The organism is Arenibacter lacus, from assembly GCF_008711145.1.
In the GTDB taxonomy this organism is placed as follows: Bacteria; Bacteroidota; Bacteroidia; order Flavobacteriales; family Flavobacteriaceae; genus Arenibacter; species Arenibacter amylolyticus.
The window spans coordinates 88,283-112,266 of the sequence record NZ_VVIN01000001.1; the positions used below are offsets into that span (position 1 = coordinate 88,283).

Sequence of the window (23,984 nt, forward strand, 5' to 3'; positions counted from 1 at the left end):
AGGAGTTTCAAAATCCGTTTTATCTTTAACCTATGAATTGGAAGCATGCCATACACGATTATCAGCATTACCTAAATATAGAACGAGGACTATCTAAAAACTCCATCAGCAGTTATGCGTTAGATTTAGAAAAATTGGTGCAGTTTTTAGAATCTAGAAATATAAATGAAAGTCCCATCTACATTTCAAAATCCACCTTACAACGCTTTATTTACGAATTGGCGCAGCAGGTTAATCCCCGATCGCAGGCTAGGACTATTTCTGGACTAAAAAGTTTCTTCAACTATTTAGTTTTTGAAGATTATAGGGAAGACAATCCCATGGAACTTATAGAGTCGCCCAAAGTAGGACGCAAATTACCAGATACCCTATCCGAGGAGGAAATCAATAGTTTAATTGCAGCCATTGACCTTTCCAAACCCGAAGGTGAACGCAACAGGGCCATATTAGAAACCCTTTACGGATGTGGTCTAAGGGTGTCAGAATTATTGGAATTACGATTGTCTGACCTTTATTTTGAGGAAGACTTTATAAAGGTGGTGGGAAAAGGCGACAAAGAACGATTTGTGCCTATCAGTAAAATCAACAAAAAATACATCAACATATACCGAAAGGAAGTACGGGTACACATGCCAATACAAAAAGGTTCTGAAGACATTTTGTTTTTAAACAGAAGGGGGCACCAACTAACCCGCGCCATGATATTCACCATCGTAAAACAGCTTGCCCATGCCATTGGCTTAAAGAAAACCATTAGTCCGCATACCTTTAGGCACTCTTTTGCCACGCATTTATTAAAAAATGGGGCCGACCTAAGAGCCATACAGCAAATGTTGGGACACGAGAGTATTACTACTACTGAGGTTTATATGCATTTAGACAGGGTGCATTTAGGAGATGTAATGGAGAAGTACCATCCACGGAAAACAACCAGGGAGGAAGAAAGCCTGTAAACTTGTATCAATAAGGAGATCTTGCCCAAAACAAGGCAATTTCAATCCTTGGGAAGTCGGTGCTCTCCCTCTTCTTTAAAGGCATCATAATTTCTATTGAACGGCCTAATAATTAGTCGCGCTTCCCTATCAAAACGCACATAATTATACACCCAATTTATAAACACCACGGCTCTGTTTCTAAAACCAATTAGGAAAAACAGATGTACATACATCCAAACGAACCAAGCAAAAACTCCCTGAAACTTAAACTTCTTCAAATCTACCACGGCCTTATTCCTACCAATGGTGGCCATTTTCCCCTTATCCTTATATACAAAGGGACGCAATGGTTTCTTTTCTAGGAGTCGCACCAAGTTATCTCCAAGATTTTTCCCCTGTTGTATAGCTGGCTGCGCCATCATTGGATGGCCAAACGGGGTATTCTCCTCTTGCATACAGGCCACATCCCCTATGGCAAAAACATTGGCATATCCTTTCACCTGATTGTACTGGTTTACTACCAATCTACCCCCAGGAGCAAGCACCCTTTTGGCATCCAAACCCTTTATACGTACCCCCTTTACTCCCGCTGCCCAGATCATAGCTGCGGTGTCAAAAGTTTCATCAGTATTAGTGGTAACCGTTTTTCCATCATAACTGGTGACCCGCATATTTTTCCATATCTGAACGCCAAGTGACTCCAGAAACTCTTCGGCTTTCTCGGAGGCTTTCTCACTCATCTCCTTTAGAATCCTATCTCCCGATTGTATCAGGTTAATTTGCACCCTCCTGGTATCCAAGTCGGGATAGTCCTTTGGAAGAATCCCCTTTTTAATCTCCGCCAAAGCTCCTGCTAGTTCCACCCCTGTGGGTCCGGCACCTACGATTACAAAATTCATTAGGGCGTCCCTTTCGTGAAGCTCATCCGTAAGCAGTGCCTGTTCAAAATTCTCCAATATCAAACTTCGTAAATTAAGGGACTGAGGTATGGTTTTCATCGCCATACTATTGGTTTCTATCCCTTTGTTTCCGTAGTAATTGGTTTCGGAACCAGTGGCCACCACCAAATAATCGTATTCCAGCTCCCCTATATTGGTCCTAACTTTATTATCAGCAGCAAGAACCTCTTCTACATTTGCGAGTCTAAAAAAGAAATTGGGAAAGTCCTTTAGTATTTTCCGAATGGGGTAGGCAATAGAATCGGGCTCTAATCCCCCTGTGGATACTTGGTACAACAGGGGTTGAAAACAGTGGTAGTTATGCTTGTCTAACAATACTACCTGCACCTCTTTCCCGCTTAGTTTTTTTGCAATGGAGATTCCTGCAAAACCACCACCAATAATAATAATTCTAGGAAAATTTGATTTCGGAATATTCATATTACCAAATATGCAAAAAAATAAAGGTTTCTGAAATAGCTGAGAATAACAAGTTTCCATTATTATTCCTTCCATTCCCCAGCACGCTCCACCCTACCAAAAGCGAGATGCTAGAAGTTCTCTATCATCATTTGGTTTTTATCCACCTTAGCACCCTTATGGAAACAAAATGGGAAAACGTACTGCTTATGGAAAAAAACGTAAGACTTTTCTACCTTTGTCTTAGGGTAATACAAGTAGTTTCGGAAAAATCCCCGAAAAACCGATGCTATGGAAATATCCTAATAGCATGCACCTTGCCAATGTTAGGAGAAGATAGCGATAATTAATCGAACTTTGGAAAGAGATCCCCATAATTATAAAACAGTATAAATTATTGTAGTACTTGGTTGTAACAAAAACCTATTTTGCACTACCAATAGTAGACTACCAACTAAAAATGTGAAGTGACCAAAGACCTGGAGCATCAGTTTGTAACGGAATTAGAGAAAAATCAGAACATAGTACATAAGGTATGTACCTTGTATACCAATGATCGTGACTCCCATAAAGACCTTTTTCAGGAGATAACGATTCAATTATGGAAGGCCTATCCAAAGTTTAGGGGCGACTCCAAGTTTAGTACATGGATGTATAGGGTAGCGCTGAATACTGCAATTACCCTATATAGGAAATCCAAGAAAAACATACGCACTCAAGACTACGAATCGGTAATCTTTAAAATTAGTGCAGATGAGTACGATCCTACGGAAGAACAGCAACTAAAACTGATGTACAATGCGGTAAAACAATTGGGCGATATAGACAAAGCCCTTGTATTCCTCTATTTAGAAGAAAAGAACTACACAGAAATTGCAGATACGCTAGGTATTACCGAGGTAAATGCACGGGTAAAAATGAATAGGATTAAAAACAAATTACGCACAATCTTAAACCCCTAATGATAATGGACGAACTAGAACTATTAAAAAAAGATTGGAAAAAGAGAGGGGATCAAATGCCACAATTAGGCTACGATGAAATCTATAAGATGATCTGGAAAAAATCTTCCTCCATCGTAAAGTGGATCTTTATCATCAGCATATTGGAATTCCTAATTCCCCACCTTCTTTACCTAACCCCGTCCATGTCCAAGACCTTGGCAATTTGGCGGGATTTGGGATTAGGAAACTTTTTGGTGATATCCAGTATCGTTCAATACTCCGTAGTCCTCTTTTTTATATATCAATTTTATAGAAGGTATAAGGAAATATCTACTTTGGACAATGCCAAACTACTATTATCCAATATTTTAAAAACAAGAAAGACGGTAAAATACTATGTCATTTTTTGCCTGTCCTTAATTTTCATTTCATTTTTGGTTATGGCCGCCGGTTTATACCTCAGCGACGACCCTATGGCAGCAATGGGTTATGACAACTCTATGGAGCAAGTAGATCCCGCCAAACTAAAGATCACCATGATGGCTACGGTAATAGTATTAGGGGTGATTGTTACCGCTGCTATGGGATGTATCTATTTTTTACTCTACGGACTATTGATAAAAAAACTGAACAAAAACTATAAGGAGCTTAAAGAGATGGAAGTTTAGACTCTAAATTTTCGCTGTTTATTCTCCTCTTCAATGGCCATTAATTCTTTTTTGGAGAGCACCTTTAAAAAGGAAGGATGCTGTTCTATGGCATACTCCAATTTTTCTATGATGGAATCGAAGGATTCGTTGTCGTAATCGATATCCAAGGGTTCTTTAATAACCATGGATTGTAAAATCCCTTTCTTTTTTACCCGAAGTCCTTTTTTGTCAAAAGACCTCCTAAATCCGTCTATTACCACCGGTACCACAACGGGTTTATATTTTTTAATTATATGGGAGGTACCCTTACGCAATGGTTTCCAAGGCGTAGTGGTTCCTTGGGGAAAAGTAATTACCCAACCATCGTCCAAGGCTTTTCCAATATTGGAAATATCGCTCATTTTCACTTGGCGCTTTACCTCTTTTCCTTCGGCCCTCCAAGTACGCTCTACACTAACAGAGCCTGCATAGGCCATCACCTTGGTTAACAGGTTTTTTTTCATGGTCTCTGCGGCAGCCACGTAATACATATTTAGTTTGGGCTGCCAAATGTACCCCAGATTTTTTATGGAATCTTCCCTACCACTTAAACTGGCATTAAAAACATGGAACATAGCTACCACATCCGCAAAATACGTCTGGTGATTACTTACAAAAAGAACGTTCCTATCGGGGAGATTACGAATAATCTCGGATCCCTCTATTTCCAGGGTGTTAAACCCTCTATATCGTTTATGGGTAATGACCGCCAAGATGCGGATTAGCCATTTTTTAATAAACAAATTATGTCCAAAGGGATTTTTCTTAAACAAGCCCATATTTTATTGGTTAATTTTCAAAATTACAAAATAAGTGCTTTATAGCACTTGTTTAAATAGTTCCTTAATTTCACTTAACATCATAGCAGTGGCTCCCCAAACCGTGTAACCCTTTAATTTAAAGGCAGGTACTTCCACATTTTTCGCGTAGGAAGTGGTTAATTTTTGATAGATTATTTTTCTGTCATCCATAAATTCGTACAAGGGAACCTCAACCAATTCGGCCACTTCCTCCTCCTGTAACAAAAATGGGCGTTCTTTTTGGTATAGTCCCAAATAAGGGGTCACCTCAAAATTACTGGGGGGAATAAAAATATCTGTCAAATGCCTGATGACCCTAATATTGGCAGGATCTGCCCCTACCTCTTCCCTGGTTTCCCTCAAGGCCGTATCTAAGAGGCTTTTATCTCCAACTTCTACCTTTCCCCCTGGAAGACCTATCTGGTTGCTATGAATCCCTGGATAGGTGTTTCTGAGAATTAGCAATAGGTTGGTATTGTTACCCATATCCGGATAAAACAAGGCCATTACCGCTGCTTTCTTCGGATTTCTTTTTTCCGTAGCCCTAGCTGCCAATTCCTTTTGCCTGAACAAAGGAACCATTTTATGATGGGACGCACTTCCAGGTAAATCTAGATTTTCTATTTTTGACATGCGCTCGGCAAAATCCTTGAAATTCACAATTTCTATTTTTTTGTATTTTTCGCGTAAATTAATTAAAATGAGGTATTCCCTCTTGCGAAGCCAGTAAAAATAACCCAAGTTTATGACTTTTAAAACGTTTCACTTATTTAGCGTATTTCTTATCCTTCTAATCATCGGTTGTAAGGATCAACCATCCACTAAAAATAAGGAGGTCCCTCAGGTACAGACTAAATCGGATTCCTTGGACTCCCTTAAAACCGAAGCCGAAAAAAAGACAGGGGAAGTAGAAGTAGTGAAAGAGGTGGAAAAAGAGGAAGAACCCTTTAAACTCACCGAAGATAATGCCATTGAGTTCTTCTACGAATACAACAAGACCCTAACGGAAAACACCGTTAAACTAACCACTAGGTTTGGGGATATCATCATAGAATTGTACGATAACGTCCCCTACCACAAGGCCAACTTTATTTATCTAACCAAAAACGGCTATTTCAACAACACCTACTTTCACAGGGTGGTAAAGGATTTTATCATCCAAGGAGGCAACGCCGATAATATGGAGACCGCCAAAAAACGTGGGGAAATAGGAAGATACCTCTTGCCCCCGGACACAAGAAAAGGGCATAAACACCACAGAGGTACCATATCTATGCCCAGCAGTGATATGGATAACCCCCATAAATTGGCCTCTCCCTACGAATTTTTCATAGTAGTCACCAAGCCGGGATCTTACCACCTAGACAACAATTACACCCCCTTTGGTAGGGTTATCGAGGGAATGGATGTGGTAGATGAAATAAACCGTCAACCTGTAGACAACGGTGATTGGCCCTCTCAGAACATCATCATTCAGAAAGCAGAAGTAATTAATTAAGGTCTAAACCAATTGCCCCAAAAGAAGTGCAGGTGGGATTTTGAGTTTATTCCATGGTATTAAAACTTCGATAAATGTTGGGTAGCGATATGTGGTACTTAACTGCCCATAAGCGTATTCCAATGATTATAAGAATGGTGAAAATTTCGGCATAGAGTATATCTATCGGAAGTTCCCGTATCAAGAAAAAACTTATACCTCCCGAAATACAAGCGGTTGCATAAATTTCTTTCCTAAAGATAACTGGAATCTCATTACAGAGGATATCGCGTATAACTCCTCCAAAACAAGCGGTCATAGTTCCTAGGGCAATACACATAACTGGAGACAGCCCCACGCTAAGTCCCTTGGTAATTCCCAACAGGGTGTAGAAGCCAATTCCAATACTATCGAACAAAAAGATAGACGTACGTACATACTTTATCTTACTTCTCAGCAGGATGGATAGAATAACTGTAACCGTAATGATGTAAATATAAATATGATCTTGCATCCATAAAACTGGCGTGTTTCCTATTAATACATCCCTTAAAGTACCTCCACCTACCGCGGTAACAAAAGCGATGATAAAAACCCCGAAGAGATCTAGTTTTTTATCCATAGCCACCATTACGCCCGAAATTGCAAAAGCAACGGTACCTATTACATCAAAAGCAAAGTGCATCATAACTAGATATTTTGGGTATAAAAATTATAGTCCTTAAGGACTGTATCCAAATATTGGATATCATAAAGATCGGATTGGGTATTCAGTAACTGCTCTATCTTATTTCGCAGCACAGTTAATGTTTTGTAATCCCTGCTACTTTTTGCTATTTGGTAGGTTTCCTTTATAAGCCTTACATCCTTGTCTGTTAACAAGGTGACATTTGTAAAAGTAGGGATATAATTTTCCTCTACCTCCTCCAATATAGTGTGTGAAACCTTCACCTTTTTTTTGGTGCTAACCACTACCGTTCCTGCCGCTGCATCCCCCAATCGTTGTTTTTTATCCGTGAACAAAATAGCCAATATCCCCACTGAACCAAAGAATAGCCAAATATCTACGAGTCTAAGCATCCACCGCACCAAGAGGTTAGACCAATGTACTGGAGTCCCATCTACCCGTACCACTCTTATCTGCATAAGCATCTTCCCTACGGTACGCCCGTTGAATAAGCTATGCATCAGCAAGCTATAGAACATAGCAGGCAGAAAAATTAAGCTTACCAAACCTATCTGGCTCCAACTATCCTCCCAAATATATCCAATAGCAGTGCCTATGAATTGTACTAGTACCGCATAGAGGTATAGTAAAAAGCCATCTATTAGAAAAGCGATAATCCGCTCCCCAACCCCAACAATTTTATAGTGGAGCATTACATTTTGCGTTGTATTGATTTGAAGGTTGGACATATTAATGCTATTTTTATTTTTCCAACAACAATTCCACTATGCGTGAAGCTGCTTTCGTGAGGCAAAATAAGGAAAAATGGGTGGCATTTGAAAAGGCCATGAACTTAAATGCTCACATGAGTCCAGACCAACTGGCCAATGCCTATATTAAACTCACCAATGACCTTGCCTATGCACAGACCTATTATGCTGACAGCAAGACTTTACTGTATTTAAACTCCTTGGCTTCACAAGCCCACCAAAAACTATATAAGAACAAAAAAGAGCGTCGGAATAGGATCATAGATTTCTGGAAAACCGAATTCCCTTTATTTTTTAAACAATATCACCCTACCCTGCTCCTTGCTTTTTTACTATTTGCCGTCTCAGCAGCCATAGGGAGTATCTCTTCACTTTATGACGATTCTTTTGTACGCCTAATTTTGGGAGATGCCTATATAAACGAAACCCTTAATAATATAGCCATGGGAGACCCAACCGCTATTTATAAGGGAGGCAGTGAAATTGGGTCCTTTCTAGGGATTACCATCAATAATATACGCGTGGCATTTTTAGCTTTTGCTTTTGGGGTAATTACAAGTATTGGTACCGCCTATATTCTTTTTAGCAATGGCGTTATGCTAGGAGCTTTTATCACCTTTTTTTATACACAACAGGTCTTTTTTGAAGCTAATAAACAGATATGGCTACACGGCACCATAGAAATATCGGTAATTGTAGTGGCAGGTTGTGCCGGACTCATCATGGGAAATAGTATACTTTTTCCAAAAACATTCTCTAGGCGGGTTTCCTTTATGAAGGGCGCTAAAGACGGACTAAAGGTTGTGGTGAGTACCGTTCCCTTTTTTATCCTTGCCGGATTTATAGAAGGATTTATAACCCGCTACTCCAATATGTCGGTCTGGTTGGCGTTAACCATTATCGGAGCCTCATTTTCCCTTATTGTATACTATTATATTCTATACCCCATCTTACTAAACCGAAAAAATGAACGAAAAGGATCAGCAGTTTATCGAACTTAAAATAAACAGGGACTTTGGTGATATCATTTCCTTGTATTTTGATTTCCTAAAAAGGAACCTCAAAAACTTCACCAATATTTTCATCAGCTACAACGGCGTATTTCTTATTGGTCTGCTGGTAGTTAGCTACCTGATGGTATCTGGGGTGCTAGCCCTTATCGCCAATGAGCAAAACCCTCTGGGAGGCATGATTACCGCTTCGGAACCATGGACTTACTTTATTATTGGCGGTGTCCTGTTCTTTATTATTTTCCTTGTGGTCGCCATCCTCAATTATAGTCTAAGCACCTCCTATATGATTCATTACGAAGAACAAGAAGGGCAAAATATTAATAAGTCCTCCGTATGGGAAACCGTTAAGCGCAATATGGGAAATATTCTAGCCTTTATTTTAGTGATGATCTTAGCATTTTTTGGATATATGCTCATAGCCGTTATTTTGGCTATTATCCCACTTGTTGGAATGATTGCTCAATATGTGGTTCAATATTTTTTCATGGCCTGGGTAGGGGTCTCGTTTTTTGCCATGTTAAAAGAAAAAAGAGGGGTCATGGAAGCTCTTGGAGAAGGTTGGAATTTGGTTTCCAAAAACTTTTGGAGGGCAGTAGGCGTTAATTTTATCCTTGGGTTTCTAATTGGCTTATTGTTCTTAGTGGTTTTAATGATCCCCGGAACCCTGGTAGGCATCTATACGTTTCACGTGGTGCAAAACGATGTAGATTTAACCACTTCCTTGGTCCCCACCATAGTTTACACCTTGGGTACCTGCTTGTTGTTGATCCTTATGGTATATTCGCAATGCTTATCACAATTTGTAAACGGAATTTTATATTACTCCCTGCACGAAAAAACATATAATCTTCACACTAGAAACAAGATAGACCAAATAGGAAGCCCAGACCTTTGAGAAAACGATTGTATTCCCTTTTCGCATTTTTTAGTTATTCCATGGGATTTTCCCAAGAGATTAAGGATAGCCTTGTCCTGACCGAAGATAACAGTACCCCCTTGGTGATTAGGAGCTTTAAGGAAGACCTTAGCAATAAGTATAACGGTAAGGAATTTAATTACGAACTTGCCGATGGAGAGTCACAAAATTTAGTATTGCGAACTATTACCTGGCTTTCAGATGGGCTACACGGTTTGTTTGGAATAGAAATTCCTGCCGACATTGCAAAAGTATTAGAGGTAGTGATCTACCTTCTTATGGGGCTACTGGCTATTTATCTATTGATAAAATTTTTAACGGGGCAGCAAGTTTCACACATTTTCAATAAAAAAGCCTCTTCTTTAGATCCTCTCAATCTATCCGAAGAACATATAGATCAAATTGATTTGGAGGCCTTGTTAGCAAATGCGATTAACCAAAAGAACTACCGATCTGCTATTCGGTATCAATATTTGATAGCCTTAAAAACCCTATCCAGCAATGATGTTATTGCTTGGGAGTACAAAAAAACCAATCAAGATTACGAGCAAGAAATCACTTCTCCCTCCCTTAAAATTCTCTTTAAGGAGATTTCCTATTTGTATGAATACGTGTGGTACGGGGAGCAAGAAATTGATGAAGCTGCCTATAGGGCTGCAAAACCAAAGTTTGACCTTATAAATAATCCAAGCAGCCATGGATAAACGGTCTAAAATCATTATCGGGTTATTTTTAACCGTGCTACTAGGCATAATTTTCACTGAAATTGTGCGTCCTAGGCCTATCAATTGGAAACCTTCCTACACCGCTGGAGATAAAATTCCTTTTGGGTGCTATGTGCTATATGAAGAATTGCCACAAATATTTCCGGCCCAAAACATAGTTAAGGTAGAGCAAAGCCTATACAACCCCCTATCCAAGCACCAATCCGATAAAAGATCCAATTACCTTTTAATCAATAATTATTTGGAACTAGACAAACAGGAGGTGAACCAATTGCTAAATTACGTGGATGCTGGTAATGATGCCTTTCTGGCCGCCACTAGTTTTGGTAACTTTCTAATGGACACTTTAAATTTAAGCATAGCGTCTTTCCCTACCCTTAAGGAAGATAGTGTACAAATTAAGCTTACCCACCCTACATTCCCTAATAGGAACTATGCCATGACCCGTGGCCTCTACAATACCCATTTTACCTCCGTAGACACGGTAAAGACCACGGTCTTGGGACATATTACCTTCCCTGAACGGGTTGGATCACTGCCCATGGATTCCCTAAAAAATACCAAACGGCCCAACTATATCCGAGTATCCTTTGGGCAAGGGAATTTTTATTTGAATACCACACCCCAAGCTTTTACCAACTATTATATGCTTGGTGGCAACCAGGAGTATGTTGGGAATGCGCTTTCGTATTTAAACCAAGCTCCGGTTTACTGGGACAATTACAAAAAAGCTGGGAGGGTTATTATAGATTCTCCCATGCGCTTTGTCCTTAACCAACCCGCTCTAAAATGGGCCTATTATTTAGGGGTAACCGGAATTTTAATTTTTGTATTGTTTAAAGGCAAAAGGGAACAACGCATCATCCCGGTAATACCTCCCTTGGAAAACTCTTCCATAGATTTTGCCAAGACCGTTGGGGGTATTTACCATGACCATCGGGATTACAGCGATCTAATTTCCAAAAAAATAAATTACTTTTTAGAGTTTCTAAGGAGTAGTTACTATATAAACACCCACACTATAAATGATAAAACGGTGAGTGAGCTATCGTCCAGATCAGGAAAATCCTTTGAAGAAACCAAGGCGATGATCGATTTACTAATCCTATTGAAAACCAACAAACAACACAACGAACAAGACCTCATCAACCTGAATAAAAAAATAGAACAATTTAAAAAATAAGCATGGAAGAAATATCAAAGGAAAACGCCCAAAATCCATTGGAGTTTAGGAACCGAATAGACCTTAGTGAATTACAGGCCTCCGTGACACAGATAAAGTCCGAACTAGGGAAAGTGATCATTGGACAACAGGATATGATTCAACTTCTAATTATCTCCATTTTGGCCAATGGACATTCTCTCATTGAAGGGGTTCCCGGAGTGGCAAAAACCGTGACCGCTAAACTCTTAGCTAGGACTATGAGTGTAGATTTTAATAGAATTCAGTTTACGCCAGACCTAATGCCCAGTGATATTTTAGGGACGGCCATTTTTAATGTAAAGACTTCGGAATTTGAATTTAAGAAAGGGCCGTTATTTTCCAATATTATTTTAATCGATGAGATAAATAGAGCTCCGGCCAAAACGCAGGCCGCCCTATTTGAGGCAATGGCAGAAAGACAGATTACCATGGATGGGACGGAACACAAAATGCAAGCCCCATTTTTGGTATTTGCCACCCAAAACCCCATTGAGCAGGAAGGTACCTATAGACTGCCCGAGGCACAATTAGACCGCTTCCTTTTTAAAATTAAGGTAAACTACCCCTCTCTAGAGGAAGAGATCATGATTTTGGAAAGCAAGCACCAACAAAAAAATAAAGCAGTGGAAGAAGAAATAGCCCCAGTGCTCAGCGCAGACCAGATTAGCGCTTACCAAGATACCATCAAGGAAATCATTATAGAGCAGAATTTGATGAAGTATATAGCGGGAATTGTAAACAACACCCGGATAAATGCCAATCTCTACCTTGGGGCCTCACCAAGGGCCTCCATCGCCATTATGGACGCTTCCAAAGCCATGGCCGCAATAAACGGGCGCGATTTTGTTACTCCGGACGATATTAAAAAAGTGGCCATCGCCGTTTTGGGACATCGTATTATATTAACACCAGAACGTGAAATGGAGGGATTGACACCAGACAAGGTGATTACACAAATTATTGAAACTATGGAAATCCCCAGGTAGGTCAAAGAAGTTTTATTCCTTAATAAATCAGCATTTTGAAGCAATTTTTTAAAAACACCTATCTAGAGAAACGATTTTTTATCGTACTCACCGGACTGGTGCTAGGGTTTATTCTCTCCCACCCATTTCCCCACCTCCTAGGGGTGATTAAATGGCTATTCTATATATTTATCTTGGTTGTTTTAACGGATTTATTGCTGTTATTTGCTTCCAAAGGAAAAGTTATAGGAGCGCGTACTGTGCCCGAAAAGTTATCTAACGGAGATGCAAATAACATAGAGGTCCGTATCATTAACACCTATTTATTCCGTGTAACTATTAAGGTGTTGGACGAGGTACCCCATCAATTCCAAAAGCGGGATTTTAAAATTTTAGCCACCTTAAACAAGGGAAATTCCAAGCGCTTCACCTATCAGCTACGCCCCACCCAACGGGGGGTCTATGTCTTTGGGAATCTAAATATTTTTGCCCGCTCCCCTATTGGATTCGTTGCCAAAAGATATACGTTTGGCTATCAACAGGAGGTTCCCGTTTACCCTTCCTTCTTACAGCTCCGCAAATACAATCTTATGGCCTTTACCAACCGATTGCATGAATATGGCCTTAAAAAAATACGCAGAATTGGGCATACCATGGAGTTTGAACAGATAAAGGACTATGTGTTAGGCGACGACGTACGTGATATTAATTGGAAAGCCACGGCCAAAAGAGGGCAATTGATGGTTAATCAATATCAAGACGAACGCTCACAGCCAATCTACGCCATCATAGATAAGGGACGTGTAATGAAAATGCCCTTTAATGGTCTTAGTTTATTGGATTACGCTGTGAACTCCACCTTGGTAATTTCCAATATCGCTCTTAAAAAACAGGATAAGGCGGGGATGTTTACCTTCAGCAACAAGATAGAAAACAGGGTGGTGGCAGAAAGGCGAAGCGCTCAGATGAACCTCATCTTAGAAACCCTCTATAATGTTAAGACCAATTTTGTTGAAAGCGATTTTAGCATGTTATACGCCGATATCAAAAGAAATATACCGCATAGGAGCCTACTGTTGTTGTACACCAATTTTGAAACTTTGGATGCCCTAGAAAGACAACTCCCCTATTTACAGGCTATTGCCAAACAGCACTTATTGGTTGTTATTTTCTTTGAGAACACAGAACTAAATCATTTTTCAGAAAAAAAGGCAACCACCACCCTACAAATATTTGAGAAGACCATCGCAGAAAAGTTTATATACGAAAAGAAACTCATTGTAACCGAATTGCAAAAGCATGGTATACAGACTATCCTTAGCAAACCCGAAAACCTAACCGTAAACACCATCAACAAGTACTTGGAAATAAAAGCTAGGGGACTGTTGTAATTACATAGCCCCAACCAATCCTACCAATTACCGTATACCGGCTATTGAATAGGGAGGTTTACATTAATATTACCCGCCAGACTCCTATATCCCAACCCTAACAATTTTTAATAATTTCCATAACACTTCCGTCATAACTAAAAATTAATTAACTTTAGAGGTAGTGGCTCTAGGTTTTACTGATTCCACTTTGTAATATTTCCCCGAAAGCAAGGAATTTTATCCCCCACAAATTTCTTTTGAACAGCCATTGCTGGTTTATGCGCGTCTATATTGGCATAGGTTAATTTAAAAAATCGCCCCTCAAGACGCATTGTACAGTTAACGCCCCTTCTCATTACCAAATGCTTTAGCCCTATACGGCGCTACAAGTGCGGAAGCCCTTGTGATATAACAATGGATGATATCGTAGCGACCAGGTATTATAGTAAGAATGACCTGAGTTATGCCAAGTAATTGCTTAAAAACCTTCATCATTTCCATTTTGATTATGGTTCATTAATTACAAAAACGCAGTCCGATGAAAACAAAGTCAGCCCAAGTATTAATTACCATTATTCTCTGTTTTGTCCTTCTTATTTTAATTGCCGTGCCAACGGAAAAAAACCAAGAGGGGACCATCATTGCCAAGCCTCAGCAGGCTTCCCTGTATTCCATGAAATGTACAGTAGCCAAGTTTATGTTGAATAATGTGGATACTACCCAGCAGATATCCCCTTTGTTTGAGAATATGGGGAACCATCATTTTAAGATAAGTACCAAGAATGAAAGGGCACAGTCTTTTTTTGATCAAGGATTAAAACTCGCCTACGCTTTTAATCATGCAGAGGCGCACAGATCGTTTATGGAAGCTAGTAGACTAGATCCCCAATCGGCCATCACTTATTGGGGACAGGCCTATGTACTGGGGCCCAACATAAACGATCCTCTCCCCGATGACGAACGCAAAACCAAAGCATACGAAGCCCTGATGAAAGCTAATAAGTTAGCTGCAGATGCTTCCCCAAAGGAACAGGCACTGATAACGGCATTGACCCATCGGTATAGCGAGGATTTGTCTGCAGACATAGTACAGCTTAATGAGGCCTACATGGGGGCAATGGCAGCAGTAGCAGCGAAATTCCCTGAGGATGCAGACCTACAGACGTTGTATGCGGAAGCAGTGATGAATACCACCCCTTGGAACTATTGGGATAATGAAGGGAATCCGGCTAAGAACACCCCCAAAGGAAAGACTGCCTTGGAACGTGCCTTAGCGATTAACCCCAACCATCCCGGTGCGCACCATTACTACATTCATATGGTAGAGCTCCCCTATCCAGACATAGCCGTTACCAGCGCAGACAAACTGGGATCTTTAATACCGGCAGCGGGCCATCTAGTACACATGCCTTCCCATATCTATATACGTGTGGGCAGGTATAAAGACGCGGTAGAATCCAATAAAGCTGCAATTTTAGCAGATGAGGATTATATTTCACAGTGTTATGCACAGGGCATGTATCCTTTGGGGTATTATCCACACAACCTTCATTTTTTATGGTCGGCCTCCAGTCTTTTGGGGGATAGCCATACCGCCATTGAGGCCGCCAAAAAAACAGCTGAAAAGGTCCCTATTGGGGAATTGGAAAATCTGCCCTTTTTACAAGATTTTGCCGCTACCCCTCTTTTAGCCTATTCCCGATTTGGAAAATGGAATGAAATCTTAACTACCCCCTATCCTGGGGATCAATACCTACACCTAAAGCTTATATGGCATTATGCAAGGGGCATTGCTTTTATCCGAAAAAACAATCTGATAGAAGCTAGGGAAGAATTGGATGCTTTAAAAGCGATGCAAGAAAATCCCGCCCTCGAAAGCGTAATTGCCAATTATACCAATCCGTCCTCTAACATCGTGAAAGTAGCCTACCAAGTGGTGGCCGGGGAGCTTGCCGCCGCAGAAGGCGATCTTGAGAAAGCTGTGGAACACCTCAATAAGGCCATTAGCTTTGAAGACCAATTGATTTATAGCGAACCGGCAGCATGGCACATCCCGGTACGACAAACCTTGGGGGCAGTACTCTTAAAAGCGGGCAAATACGGGGAGGCAGAAATGCGCTTTAAGGAAGATTTGGAAGTACTGAGACAAAACGGTTGGTCATTAATGGGACTCCACCAAAGCCTAGAGGCACAAAATAAAACGAAAGAAGCCCAGGAAATTAAAGAAGAGTTTGACACCGCCTGGAAATACGCCGATTTGGCTATTAATGGGCCCGTTCTGTAAATAGCTAACGGAAACACCCAATAATCTATAGCCTTACCAATAAATAGCCTATGGGACAGCTAAAATACATTAGTGTTGTAATGATCTTAGTATTCATCATTATCCTGGTTTCTATTAATAGATTTGGTGCTAGGGAACAAAAAACTCTACCCGTCTACCAGCCTAAGGATTTTAATCCAGCATTGGTAGATCCCATCAAACAAGGACAAGGGGCAAACCATACGATCACCAGTTTTAGCCTAATTAACCAGGAGGGGAAGGTAGTCACCGAACAGGACTATCGAAACAAAATTTATGTTGCCGATTTCTTTTTTACCCGTTGTCCCAGCATTTGCCCCATAATGGCCAATAATATGAATAAACTACAAAATGAGTTCTTGGACGACCCGGAGATAAAACTACTTTCACTTTCCGTGACCCCAGACTTAGATAGTGTCCCGGTATTGCGCCAATATGCCGACAAAAATGGGGTAATCCCCTCCAAATGGAATATCACTACCGGTGATAAAAAACACATTTACGATTTGGCTAGAAGAAGCTTTTTTGCCGCCGTTGATGAAGGGGACGGAGGATTACAAGATTTTATCCATACACCCAACTTTGTTCTTGTAGATAAGCTTAAACAGATTAGAGGCATCTACAACGGCACTCTAGACGACGAGCTAAATAGATTGATAGGAGATATTTACCTCCTTAAGAAGGAATAAATAAACAACTACATTGGCAGGTACTAAAAGTATTTTATTGGCTTCTATTCTTCCAAGGGGCATATAGGATTGCCAAAATAACCGCTAGTTTATCTTCTGGAAAGGAATAAAGACCTCATTGATATTAAGGGCCCATATAAGTTTACTGTTCCCTAATTTTTATTAACTTTAGATTTACACTAAAACCCTGAGCTATGGTTAACGAGTATACAAAAATATTTTCTGGAAATTTTCTGGTTTCGGGACGAATTAAGGAAGCACTTATAGAAATTGGTATAACCCCCATAGTAAAGGATGAATCCGAATCTGGGCGATTGGCAGGATTTCCTTCCTCTATGCAGGGAATTCAAGATATCTATGTGCAAAATATGGAAGTAGACAAGGCCAAAATCGTAGTAGATCAGATTACTTCAACGATTGATTCTGAACAATAACCATGGCAACATCAACTACTTTAACTGAACCAGAGTTTTGGCTTAGAGGTCCTATTGAGGGTATTTCCCCCTTTTTACAACCTGCAGCCCATGCCTTACTACAATCAAACATGGAATTACAGCACTATACCGCCAATTTTCCAGATCATCTTCTTTGGGAAAGGCCTTCGGGATGTGCCTCGGTGGGCTTTCACATTCAGCATTTAACGGGAGTTCTAGACCGCATTATGACGTATGCCCGGGGCAAGTCGCTCACCGAACAGCAGTTTCAATTTCTAAAACAGGAAGGGGAATCCAACCCAGACCTAACTGTTTCAATATTGGTTAAGAACTTCCATGACAAGGTAGAGGAAGCAATTGATTTGTTTAAAAGCTTACCAGAATCTGAACTTACCCAAGCCCGTGAGGTAGGTAGAAAGAAGTTACCCTCTACGGTGCTTGGACTTTTAACGCACGCAGCGGAACACAGTCAGCGTCACATTGGGCAGATGCTTGTGACCATCCGGGTATTGGAGTAAAGTTTCTGGGAACTTATGGTTTTTTATAAGGTAGCCACTTCTTTTTGCGCTAGTTTAAACTCCGCCATCATATCCTCAACAATAGTTGCAGCCGGACGTATATCGTGGATAAGGGCAGCTACTTGGCCAATTTCCAATTCACCTTCTTCCAGATCCCCTTCAAACATGCCACGTTTTGCTCGGGCGCGTCCCAATAGCGTCTTTAATTCCGCTACGGTGGCACCCCTAGCATAGGCATCCTGAATATCCTGAAAAAACTTATTCTTCATCATTCTAACTGGGGCAAGTTCCTTTAGAGTCAATTTAGTAGCCCCTTCCCCGGCTTCCACCACTTTTTGTTTAAACGCAGGGTGCGAAGACGCTTCATTACTTGCTACAAACCTACTCCCTACCTGTACCCCATCGGCTCCTAAAATCATGGCAGCCAACATAGCTCTCCCTGTGGCAATTCCGCCAGCCGCGATAAGTGGAATATGAGTTTTTTCTTTCACAGAAGGTATTAGGGTTAAGGTAGTGGTTTCATCCCTTCCATTATGTCCGCCTGCTTCAAAGCCTTCCGCCACAATAGCATCTACCCCCGCTTCCTCTGCTTTTAGTGCAAATTTGACACTACTCACCACATGCACCACGGTAATCCCTTTTTCCTTTAAAAAGGAGGTCCAGGTTTTAGGATTTCCTGCAGAAGTGAAAACGATTTGAACTCCTAATTCCACAATCGTTTCCATATGCTTATCGATATCCGGGTACAGCATTGGGATGTTTACCCCAAAGGGTTTGTCCGTAGCCTCCTTGCATTTTATGATATGCTCCCTTAGCACCTCCGGGTACATGGATCCGGCACCTATGATTCCCAAACCACCAGCGTTAGAAACTGCTGAAGCCAACCGCCAACCACTTGCCCAGACCATTCCAGCCTGAATTATGGGGTATGTAATATTAAAAAGTGAGGTAATTCTGTTCTGCATGGATTGTCCTACTTTTAGAAGGAAAATAGTACCGAATTTAAATTATAAAATCAGATCTTATTAAATGATAACCACTATTCTCCCCCTCTTTGTAGGAAGAACTTATGGTTCATTAAGATATTACCCCCGAACCTACTAATTCTTCTCCAATATACCAAGCCACAAACTGGCCCTCTGTCATAGCGGATTGTTTTTCCTCGAAATCTACATACATGCCCGCATCAACTCGGTACAAGGTTGCTTTTTGCAAGGGTTGGCGGTAGCGTATTCTTGCCATTACTTCCATGGTTTGATCTACCTCCAATGCCATATCGGAGCGCACCCAATGCAATTCATCTAAATTTACAAAGAGGGTCTTTCTATATAAGCCAGGATGACTTTTCCCCTGTCCGGTATAGATCACGTTTTCCTCCACATCGGTCTCCAATACAAACAAGGGCTCCTTGGTCCCTCCTACATTCAGTCCCTTTCGCTGTCCCTTGGTAAAATAGTGCGCCCCTTGATGCTCCCCAACCACCTTACCATCGGTAATTTGATAGACCGGTTTTTGGGAATGGAAAGAAAGCTCCTCCAATTTAGAATCAAATTCTGGGATTTCGCTATGAAGTTGTGGCAATGCGGAAGGCACCTCTACAATTACTCCTTTTTTGGGACTTAACTTTTGCTGTAGAAATTCTGGCAACCGTACTTTTCCAATAAAACAAAGGCCTTGCGAATCTTTTTTATCGGCAGTAATCAATTCATTCTCCGACGCAATTTGCCTTACCTCGGATTTTAATAACTCCCCAATAGGAAATAAGGTCTTTGATAGTTGTTCTTGGGATAATTGACACAGAAAATAAGATTGATCCTTGTTGGCATCAACCCCCGCCAATAACTGATAGGTTTCCGTACCGTCTGGATTGGTAAGGGTTCCCTTTCTACAGTAATGCCCAGTTGCCACATAGTCTGCTCCTAATTTCATAGCAATCTTCATAAAGACATCAAACTTTATCTCTCTATTGCAGAGTACGTCGGGATTTGGGGTTCTACCCATTTTATATTCGTGGAACATATAGTCCACAATACGCTCCTTGTACTCAGCACTTAAATCTACCGTCTGGAAAGGAATTCCGAGTTTTTCGGCCACTATAAGGGCATCGTTACTATCCTCTAACCAAGGACATTCATTGGATATAGTCACTGAATCATCGTGCCAGTTTTTCATAAAAAGACCAATCACCTCATACCCTTGCTCTTTTAATAGATATGCGGTTACACTGGAATCTACCCCACCTGAAAGTCCTACAACTACCTTTTTCATTACATCGAATTATAGTGCAAAAATACAAAATTGGAAATTGGGTGGCCCAGAATATTTTTTTAATGATTTCCCAAAACCGTATTGCTAAAACAGCTGTTAAAACTCCTTTTTAATTATGATTTTGCAATTTAAAGCATAGAAAAACTCCTGAATATGTTAAACTTTTATATGAAAAGTATAAACAAAATAAAAGCATAGTGCTAAATTCATTGTTTTTTTCTAGTTTTGTTTAAACTTATTGTTCCAACATTAAACAGTTTTGCTTTTAACATTTTAAACATACTATTATGAAAACACTTATTAATTTTCAAAAATTGGCTTTCCTGATGCTATTATCTTTATTTATTTTATCCTGCAACGATGACGATGATGACAATATGAAAGAAGAAATCCCCAGTAAAAACATTGTTGAAACTGCACTAAGTGCGGATGCTCTAAGCAATTTGGTTGCCGCGTTGCAGACCGCAGATGAAAGTGCTGATAATAATCTAGTGGCTACTTTAAGTGGCGATGGGTCTTTTACAGTCTTTGCCCCAACCAATACCGCATTTGCGGATTTGTTTGCAAGTTTGGACAATTACGATTCCCTAGAGGATTTTGACACGGACGAAAAGAAGAACCTGCTTGCCGCCATCTTAACGTACCACGTTATTTCGGGAGTTAGCGCTAAATCTACAGACTTAGTTAATGGTCAGGAGCTAACAACGGTACAGGATGAATCACTCACTGTTAATTTAGACAGTGGAGTTTCCCTAATGGATGCTACTAACACAGAAGCAAATGTTACCTCAGCCAACGTTATGGCTAGTAACGGTATCGTTCATATCATAGACAAAGTACTACTACCACAGGCTGTATTAGACGAACTTAACAAAAGCAACTCACTGGTAGATATTGTTGTTGCCACAGAAAGCTTATCAGTCTTAAAAGATGCTGTAATTAAGGTAGATTTACAAGCAACATTAGGCGCAGAAGGTCCTTTTACCGTATTAGCACCAACTAATGATGCTTTCGCAGCTCTTTTGGATGCCCTAGGAGATAACTACAATAGCCTGGACGATTTTGATACAGAGGAAGAGCTTATGTTATTGAAAAACATTCTTTTATACCATGTCATTCCCGCAAAAGTGTTAGCAGCGGATTTAGCCGCTGGAATGGTAGCTACGGCCTACCCAGATAATAACATAGAAATTATCGCCTCTGGAGATGCCTTCGTAATTGGTGATGCCTCAGATACGAACGCTACTATCGGTACAACCGATATTATGGCATCCAACGGGGTAGCCCATACAATAGATAAGGTACTTTTGCCACAAGCAGCGATAGATTTTGTTACCTCCCTTACGGCCAAGAACATTGTTGAGCTGGCTGTAGCTACAGACGATCTAAGTCTTTTGGTTGGCGCCTTGCAACAGGCAGACGCTGGATTAGTAGCTATATTGCAAGGAGATGGTCCCTTCACGGTATTTGCTCCTTCCAACGATGCCTTTGTTGCCCTATTGGCAGCGCTTGGGGACAACTATAACAGTTTGGCCGACTTTGATACGCAGGCAGAAAAGGATTTATTAAGAGACATCCTATTATTCCATGTAATTCCTAGTGAAATAATGGCTTCCGATTTAACAGCGGGAATGGTTGCTACCGCCTATGCAGAAAATAGTATTGAAGTAATTGCCTCTGGAGAAACTTTTGTAATCGGAGATGCCTCGGAGAGCAATACCAATATAACTGCTGTGGATATTAAAGCTTCTAACGGCGTAGTACACTTAATTGATAAGGTATTACTACCTCAAGCTGCAGTAGATTTTGCGGCTAGCTTATAATAGCTGTGATAATGCATAGGGAGTACCAAACGATTATGTTAACGCCTATAGTCCATAACGCCTCCATGAGATAGCTACTTTAAGTCACAAAGCTCAACAAACAAAAAGCTCCCAAGGCTCGATTTTATATCGAATCTTGGGAGCTTATTCTTATAAGGGTGAAATTGTTATTTCTTCCCTAATTTCTTCTGTTCCTCGGCCTGCTCCATCATTTCCCTCATTTTTCGTTGGAACTTGCTTTCCTTTTTTGGTTTCTTTTTGTTCTCTTGAATCTGGGCATGGATCTTATCCTCATCCAAAATAAACTTCCTAATTACTAACATGATCAAAATGGTAATTAAGTTAGAAACAAAGTAGTACAAACTCAGTCCACTAGCATAGTTGTTAAAGAAGAACAACATCATTAAGGGCGACAGATAAAGAATGAACTTCATATTTGGCATTCCCGGCTGGGTCTGCATGTTCTGACCAGTAGTCATCATCATATAAAAGAAGATCGCAAGGGAGGCCAAAATTGGGAACAAACTTACGTGATCCCCGTAAAACGGTATAGTGAATGGCAATTGAGCTATGGCATCATAGGACGAAAGATCTTCTGCCCACAAGAAAGACTTTTGCCTCATGGCAAAGGAAGTAGGGAAGAACATAAACAGTGCGTAAAATATAGGCATCTGCAACAATGCAGGCACACAACCACTCATAGGACTCACCCCTGCTTTACTGTAAAGCTTCATGGTTTCTTGCTGCTTCTTCATAGGATTGTCCTTGTGCTTCTCATTAAGCTCGGTAATTTCTGGCTTTAACACCTTCATCTTAGCCTGGGACAAATAGGACTTATAGGTTACTGGTGACATGGCCAATCTCACAAGAATGGTCATAACCACAATCGCAATTCCATAAGGTAAAAACGAACTTAAGAAAGTATATATGGGGGTAAACATATATCGGTTAATCCATCCAAAGATTCCCCATCCAAAGGGAATAGAATCTTCAAGGCCCAACTCCTTGTACTGTGCCAAAACCTTTACATCTGTAGGTCCGTAATACCAATTTAAATTATAGGCTAGCTCCCCAGCTTCTAATTTTAAGGGTATTTCTGCTGCAAATTCCTTGGTAAAACCTTGGCTAGGACTTTCTTCCTCCACTAAATTAACCGACTGCAATTTAGCCGATTCAAAATTGTTGGGATTAGCCAAAATGGAACTAAAGAAATGTTGTCTGTACGACAACCACTTCACATCATTTTCCAATTCTTCGTCCGTACTTCCTTCGGAGAGTTTACTTATTTTACCTTTACTATGGTTGTAGGTAAGTCTGGTATACCTATTCTCGTACTGTACACTTTTAGAGTGTCGTATCCCCTTTAATCTCCAATCTAAATTAATGGGATTATTACTGTTTATTATCCCGTTAAGCCCTTGTGAACGCACTTGGAATCCGACTAAATACTCTTCTGGTTTCATCTCATACCTATACTCCAAGTACTTATCTGCAGATACCTTGGCCTTCATGGACAATACCTGTAAATCTCCGGAAGTAGATAAGGATGGTTCAAAATAGAGGTCTTTAGAATTTAGCACCCTATTATCTGAGGTAGAAAAGGAAAGTCCAAAACTAGAATTATTATCCTTTATCAGATAAACAGGAATAGAATCGTAAGTAACAAATTCCTTCATTCTTGCCTCTACGATCTGTCCACCTCTATTGCTTATTTCCAAATAAAGCAAGTCGTTTTCCAAAACGGTAGTTCCCTCGTTGGGGGTGGTATATCCAAACGCACCCATGGCATTTTTATAATTGGCAACAGCAATTGAATCGTTGGCATTTACCGGAATTGCCTCTACAGGTACCGTATTATTAGCCTCGGCCGGTACCGTTTTGGCAGCCTCTATTTGTTCTTGTTTGGCTTTTTGCGCTTCCAACTCTTCTGGGGTAGGTTGGTTTTGCCAAAACATAAAAACAAGGATTCCAAATATCAGCACAAAGCCGATAATGGTGTTTAAATCCAATTTATTCTCTTCCATCTAACGTATTATTTTACTTGATCTTTTGCCCAATCCGAACACCTGTGTCGAATTAGCGCGAGGTTTTTAGTTTGTAATAAAAGTCCAATT

The 23,984-nt window shown here is 40.4% G+C and carries 23 protein-coding genes; 15 read left to right on the plus strand and 8 right to left on the minus strand.

The genetic code is table 11. The features are described from left to right. Positions 1–32: 32 nt before the first annotated feature. Positions 33–953 carry a site-specific tyrosine recombinase XerD gene (xerD, locus tag F1E73_RS00385; protein ID WP_086477242.1) on the plus strand — a complete coding sequence of 307 codons (921 nt, stop codon included), beginning with the start codon at positions 33–35 and terminating at the stop codon, positions 951–953. Between the two features lie 41 nt (positions 954–994). Here xerD and F1E73_RS00390 read toward each other — a convergent pair whose 3' ends face one another. After that, positions 995–2,314, minus strand: coding sequence for an NAD(P)/FAD-dependent oxidoreductase (locus F1E73_RS00390; RefSeq protein WP_150450822.1), 1,320 nt, complete (start codon positions 2,312–2,314; stop codon positions 995–997). A 446-nt stretch (positions 2,315–2,760) separates the two neighbouring features. Between F1E73_RS00390 and F1E73_RS00395 the strand changes: the two genes are divergently transcribed. Beyond that, positions 2,761–3,255 (plus strand): RNA polymerase sigma factor, encoded by a 495-nt coding sequence (locus F1E73_RS00395; protein WP_086477239.1) that lies wholly within the window; start codon positions 2,761–2,763, stop codon positions 3,253–3,255. A 5-nt stretch (positions 3,256–3,260) separates the two neighbouring features. Next, positions 3,261–3,905: a hypothetical protein gene (locus F1E73_RS00400; protein ID WP_086477319.1), complete on the plus strand. Its 645-nt coding sequence runs from the start codon at positions 3,261–3,263 to the stop codon at positions 3,903–3,905. Here F1E73_RS00400 and F1E73_RS00405 read toward each other — a convergent pair. After that, the gene (locus F1E73_RS00405; protein WP_086477238.1) at positions 3,902–4,705 is read right to left on the minus strand and encodes a lysophospholipid acyltransferase family protein; all 804 of its coding nucleotides are present in this window, start codon (positions 4,703–4,705) and stop codon (positions 3,902–3,904) included. The two genes, F1E73_RS00400 and F1E73_RS00405, sit on opposite strands and share 4 nt — an antisense overlap. Before the next feature lie 39 nt (positions 4,706–4,744). Continuing rightward, entirely contained in the window at positions 4,745–5,386 is a 642-nt protein-coding gene (locus F1E73_RS00410; protein WP_086477318.1) for an NUDIX hydrolase, read from the minus strand. 85 nt (positions 5,387–5,471) lie between these two features. On the opposite strand from F1E73_RS00410, the gene F1E73_RS00415 reads away from it, so the two are divergent. After that, a complete protein-coding gene (locus F1E73_RS00415) occupies positions 5,472–6,224 on the plus strand; it encodes a peptidylprolyl isomerase (protein WP_086477237.1) in 753 nt (250 codons plus the stop codon). 46 nt (positions 6,225–6,270) lie between these two features. On the opposite strand, the gene F1E73_RS00420 is transcribed toward F1E73_RS00415, so the two are convergent. Together F1E73_RS00420 and F1E73_RS00425 are read right to left on the minus strand one after the other, a co-directional pair. Next, the gene (locus F1E73_RS00420) at positions 6,271–6,891 is read right to left on the minus strand and encodes a trimeric intracellular cation channel family protein (protein WP_394334930.1); all 621 of its coding nucleotides are present in this window, start codon (positions 6,889–6,891) and stop codon (positions 6,271–6,273) included. Positions 6,892–6,893: 2 nt separating this feature from the next. Further along, positions 6,894–7,619 (minus strand): RDD family protein, encoded by a 726-nt coding sequence (locus F1E73_RS00425; RefSeq protein WP_086477236.1) that lies wholly within the window; start codon positions 7,617–7,619, stop codon positions 6,894–6,896. 38 nt (positions 7,620–7,657) lie between these two features. On the opposite strand from F1E73_RS00425, the gene F1E73_RS00430 reads away from it, so the two are divergent. The 10 genes from F1E73_RS00430 to F1E73_RS00475 all read left to right on the plus strand — a co-directional run bounded on the left by F1E73_RS00430 (position 7,658) and on the right by F1E73_RS00475 (position 17,779). Next, entirely contained in the window at positions 7,658–8,641 is a 984-nt protein-coding gene (locus F1E73_RS00430; RefSeq protein WP_086477235.1) for a stage II sporulation protein M, read from the plus strand. Further along, entirely contained in the window at positions 8,607–9,548 is a 942-nt protein-coding gene (locus F1E73_RS00435) for an Asp23/Gls24 family envelope stress response protein (protein ID WP_150450823.1), read from the plus strand. Before F1E73_RS00430 ends, F1E73_RS00435 begins: the two co-directional genes overlap by 35 nt. Continuing rightward, positions 9,545–10,273, plus strand: coding sequence for a DUF4129 domain-containing protein (locus F1E73_RS00440; RefSeq protein ID WP_150450824.1), 729 nt, complete (start codon positions 9,545–9,547; stop codon positions 10,271–10,273). Before F1E73_RS00435 ends, F1E73_RS00440 begins: the two co-directional genes overlap by 4 nt. Beyond that, positions 10,266–11,477 carry a DUF4350 domain-containing protein gene (locus F1E73_RS00445; RefSeq protein WP_150450825.1) on the plus strand — a complete coding sequence of 404 codons (1,212 nt, stop codon included), beginning with the start codon at positions 10,266–10,268 and terminating at the stop codon, positions 11,475–11,477. The genes F1E73_RS00440 and F1E73_RS00445 overlap by 8 nt, the downstream gene beginning before the upstream one ends. Before the next feature lie 2 nt (positions 11,478–11,479). Continuing rightward, complete coding sequence (locus tag F1E73_RS00450) at positions 11,480–12,484, plus strand: AAA family ATPase (RefSeq protein WP_086477231.1); 1,005 nt, start codon at positions 11,480–11,482, stop codon at positions 12,482–12,484. 35 nt (positions 12,485–12,519) lie between these two features. Beyond that, on the plus strand, positions 12,520–13,854 hold the full coding sequence (locus F1E73_RS00455; protein ID WP_150450826.1) for a DUF58 domain-containing protein: 1,335 nt from the start codon (positions 12,520–12,522) through the stop codon (positions 13,852–13,854). Positions 13,855–14,374: 520 nt separating this feature from the next. Next, positions 14,375–16,120 carry a tetratricopeptide repeat protein gene (locus tag F1E73_RS00460; RefSeq protein WP_150450827.1) on the plus strand — a complete coding sequence of 582 codons (1,746 nt, stop codon included), beginning with the start codon at positions 14,375–14,377 and terminating at the stop codon, positions 16,118–16,120. A 50-nt stretch (positions 16,121–16,170) separates the two neighbouring features. Continuing rightward, the gene (locus F1E73_RS00465; RefSeq protein WP_086477228.1) at positions 16,171–16,827 is read left to right on the plus strand and encodes an SCO family protein; all 657 of its coding nucleotides are present in this window, start codon (positions 16,171–16,173) and stop codon (positions 16,825–16,827) included. A gap of 194 nt (positions 16,828–17,021) precedes the next feature. Then, positions 17,022–17,261 (plus strand): hypothetical protein, encoded by a 240-nt coding sequence (locus F1E73_RS00470; RefSeq protein ID WP_086477227.1) that lies wholly within the window; start codon positions 17,022–17,024, stop codon positions 17,259–17,261. 2 nt (positions 17,262–17,263) lie between these two features. After that, a complete protein-coding gene (locus F1E73_RS00475) occupies positions 17,264–17,779 on the plus strand; it encodes a DinB family protein (RefSeq protein WP_150450828.1) in 516 nt (171 codons plus the stop codon). Between the two features lie 23 nt (positions 17,780–17,802). On the opposite strand, the gene F1E73_RS00480 is transcribed toward F1E73_RS00475, so the two are convergent. Together F1E73_RS00480 and mnmA are read right to left on the minus strand one after the other, a co-directional pair. After that, positions 17,803–18,744 carry an NAD(P)H-dependent flavin oxidoreductase gene (locus F1E73_RS00480; RefSeq protein WP_150450829.1) on the minus strand — a complete coding sequence of 314 codons (942 nt, stop codon included), beginning with the start codon at positions 18,742–18,744 and terminating at the stop codon, positions 17,803–17,805. A 112-nt stretch (positions 18,745–18,856) separates the two neighbouring features. Then, positions 18,857–20,047, minus strand: coding sequence for a tRNA 2-thiouridine(34) synthase MnmA (mnmA, locus tag F1E73_RS00485; protein WP_086477224.1), 1,191 nt, complete (start codon positions 20,045–20,047; stop codon positions 18,857–18,859). 287 nt (positions 20,048–20,334) lie between these two features. Here mnmA and F1E73_RS00490 point away from each other — a divergent pair, with 287 nt between their 5' ends. Then, positions 20,335–21,870, plus strand: coding sequence for a fasciclin domain-containing protein (locus tag F1E73_RS00490; RefSeq protein ID WP_150450830.1), 1,536 nt, complete (start codon positions 20,335–20,337; stop codon positions 21,868–21,870). A 167-nt stretch (positions 21,871–22,037) separates the two neighbouring features. Here the strand turns inward: F1E73_RS00490 and yidC are convergent, their stop codons facing one another. Then, positions 22,038–23,894, minus strand: a complete 1,857-nt coding sequence (yidC, locus tag F1E73_RS00495) for a membrane protein insertase YidC (protein ID WP_086477222.1) — start codon at positions 23,892–23,894, stop codon at positions 22,038–22,040. Positions 23,895–23,984 lie beyond the last annotated feature (90 nt).

Bases quoted from the DNA above. Each gene is read 5' to 3' on its own strand.
- xerD (WP_086477242.1), top strand. From the start codon at position 33: ATGAATTGGAAGCATGCCATACACGATTATCAGCATTACCTAAATATA.
- F1E73_RS00390 (WP_150450822.1), bottom strand. From the start codon at position 2,314: ATGAATATTCCGAAATCAAATTTTCCTAGAATTATTATTATTGGTGGT.
- F1E73_RS00400 (WP_086477319.1), top strand. From the start codon at position 3,261: ATGGACGAACTAGAACTATTAAAAAAAGATTGGAAAAAGAGAGGGGAT.
- F1E73_RS00405 (WP_086477238.1), bottom strand. From the start codon at position 4,705: ATGGGCTTGTTTAAGAAAAATCCCTTTGGACATAATTTGTTTATTAAA.
- F1E73_RS00415 (WP_086477237.1), top strand. From the start codon at position 5,472: ATGACTTTTAAAACGTTTCACTTATTTAGCGTATTTCTTATCCTTCTA.
- F1E73_RS00420 (WP_394334930.1), bottom strand. From the start codon at position 6,891: ATGATGCACTTTGCTTTTGATGTAATAGGTACCGTTGCTTTTGCAATT.
- F1E73_RS00425 (WP_086477236.1), bottom strand. From the start codon at position 7,619: ATGTCCAACCTTCAAATCAATACAACGCAAAATGTAATGCTCCACTAT.
- F1E73_RS00430 (WP_086477235.1), top strand. From the start codon at position 7,658: ATGCGTGAAGCTGCTTTCGTGAGGCAAAATAAGGAAAAATGGGTGGCA.
- F1E73_RS00435 (WP_150450823.1), top strand. From the start codon at position 8,607: ATGAACGAAAAGGATCAGCAGTTTATCGAACTTAAAATAAACAGGGAC.
- F1E73_RS00445 (WP_150450825.1), top strand. From the start codon at position 10,266: ATGGATAAACGGTCTAAAATCATTATCGGGTTATTTTTAACCGTGCTA.
- F1E73_RS00450 (WP_086477231.1), top strand. From the start codon at position 11,480: ATGGAAGAAATATCAAAGGAAAACGCCCAAAATCCATTGGAGTTTAGG.
- F1E73_RS00460 (WP_150450827.1), top strand. From the start codon at position 14,375: ATGAAAACAAAGTCAGCCCAAGTATTAATTACCATTATTCTCTGTTTT.
- F1E73_RS00465 (WP_086477228.1), top strand. From the start codon at position 16,171: ATGGGACAGCTAAAATACATTAGTGTTGTAATGATCTTAGTATTCATC.
- F1E73_RS00470 (WP_086477227.1), top strand. From the start codon at position 17,022: ATGGTTAACGAGTATACAAAAATATTTTCTGGAAATTTTCTGGTTTCG.
- F1E73_RS00475 (WP_150450828.1), top strand. From the start codon at position 17,264: ATGGCAACATCAACTACTTTAACTGAACCAGAGTTTTGGCTTAGAGGT.
- F1E73_RS00480 (WP_150450829.1), bottom strand. From the start codon at position 18,744: ATGCAGAACAGAATTACCTCACTTTTTAATATTACATACCCCATAATT.
- mnmA (WP_086477224.1), bottom strand. From the start codon at position 20,047: ATGAAAAAGGTAGTTGTAGGACTTTCAGGTGGGGTAGATTCCAGTGTA.
- F1E73_RS00490 (WP_150450830.1), top strand. From the start codon at position 20,335: ATGAAAACACTTATTAATTTTCAAAAATTGGCTTTCCTGATGCTATTA.
- yidC (WP_086477222.1), bottom strand. From the start codon at position 23,894: ATGGAAGAGAATAAATTGGATTTAAACACCATTATCGGCTTTGTGCTG.